The sequence below is a fragment of the Pseudomonas rossensis genome (genome assembly GCF_039888995.1).
GTDB classification, from domain to species: domain Bacteria; phylum Pseudomonadota; class Gammaproteobacteria; order Pseudomonadales; family Pseudomonadaceae; genus Aquipseudomonas; species Aquipseudomonas rossensis.
On sequence record NZ_JBBWCB010000291.1, the window covers coordinates 1 to 1,696 of the forward strand.

Genomic DNA, 1,696 nt, shown 5'->3' on the forward strand with positions numbered 1-1,696 from the left:
AAGTGTGTCACAACCGGCGACGCACTCAAGCGATAGAAAATGCCGTCGGTGATCGATAGCATTTTCTGATTGAATCCGTGTACTGGCCTCTAGTAAGCTCGGCGCACTCATAGGAGACAAACCATGTTCAACGCCCTCTCACCGCTTCGTACCGTCAGCGCCCTGCGCTCGGTGGCGGCTGCCCGGGTGAATGACGTTTGTGCTCCGGTCAGCTTTTATTTTGGGTATTGGTTTAGCCACTGGCGCGCCTGATACCCACACGGCGCCCACTTTAAACGGGTCGCCACCAGAGAATTCTCAACCCCCGGTCGGCTTCCCGACCGGGGGTTTTGTTTTTTCAGCCCCGCACATTTTTAGCGACACACCAGACAACCAGAGGATTCAACAATGAACTACGCCACTTATTACCGTTACGACAGTTTTGCCGCCTGGCGATTTAGCAGCCTCCGCTCGGGACAGCCTGCCGCCTCCGATCGGTCACCCACAGGTGGCAAGCACACACACGCAGCCAATCCGGCCAATTGTCGAACACCCCAGTAGGGCCGAGTGCGCGGGAACGAACCCGCCGCCAGCCCAGGAAGCCCGAATATGAACTCGTCCGTCTCTGCTCTGCCGCTGTCCACCTTGAGCCCTGCCAATGAAGCGCTGACCCTGCGTCTGCCCAGCTCATTGCAACTCAAACAGCAATTGCCACTCAGCAACGCCCTGACCCAGCAAGTCGCCACCCACCGCCAGGCGGTTCGCGCGATCCTCAACGGTGAAGACTCCCGTCTGCTGGTCATCGTCGGTCCCTGCTCGATTCACGATCCTCAGTCCGCCCTCGAATACGCCGACAACCTCGCCCGCCTCGCCGCCGAGGTCAGTGATGAAATGCTGCTGGTGATGCGCGCCTACGTCGAAAAACCCCGCACCACGGTCGGCTGGAAAGGCCTGGCCTACGATCCCTACCTCGATGGCAGCGATGACATGGCCGGCGGCTTGACCCTGTCCCGCGAGTTGATGCGCGAAATGCTCCGCCTGGGACTGCCGATTGCCACCGAATTACTGCAACCGATGGCTTCCGGCTACTTCGACGACCTGCTGAGCTGGGTCGCTATTGGCGCTCGCACCACCGAATCGCAGATCCATCGGGAAATGGCCAGTGGCCTGAGCATGCCGGTCGGCTTCAAGAACGGCACCGATGGTGGTGTCGGTGTGGCCAGCGACGCCATGCGCTCGGCCGCCCATCCGCATCGTCATTTCGGTGTCGACAGCCAGGGTCATCCGGCCATCATTCAAACGCCGGGCAATCCCGACACCCACCTGGTGCTGCGTGGCGGACACCGTGGGCCGAACTACGACCGCGACAGCGTCGCCCAGGTGAACAGTGACTTGACCAAACTGAAGATCCCGGCCCGGATCATGGTCGACTGCAGCCATGCCAACAGCGGCAAAGACCCGTTGCGTCAGCCAGCGGTGTTTAACGATGTGCTTGAACAGCGCCTGCAAGGTGATCGATCACTGATCGGCATGATGATCGAGAGTCACTTGTTCGAAGGCTGCCAACCGCTGGGCCCATCAATGCGTTACGGCGTGTCAGTAACAGATGGCTGCCTTGGCTGGAGCGGGACGGAATTACTGTTGCGCCAGGCAGCCGATCGGCTCAGAGCGCAGAGCAGGGATCAACAATCGGCGTGAGTCACCCCCTCTTCCAGTC

The 1,696-nt window shown here is 60.3% G+C and carries 2 protein-coding genes; both read left to right on the forward strand.

The annotated features are described in order from the left end of the window. The first annotated feature begins 123 nt into the window (after positions 1-123). A complete protein-coding gene (locus WLY71_RS30510) occupies positions 124-252 on the forward strand; it encodes a hypothetical protein (RefSeq protein ID WP_347806549.1) in 129 nt (42 codons plus the stop codon). A gap of 336 nt (positions 253-588) precedes the next feature. Further along, positions 589-1,677, forward strand: a complete 1,089-nt coding sequence (locus WLY71_RS30515) for a 3-deoxy-7-phosphoheptulonate synthase (RefSeq protein WP_347806550.1) — start codon at positions 589-591, stop codon at positions 1,675-1,677. Positions 1,678-1,696 lie beyond the last annotated feature (19 nt).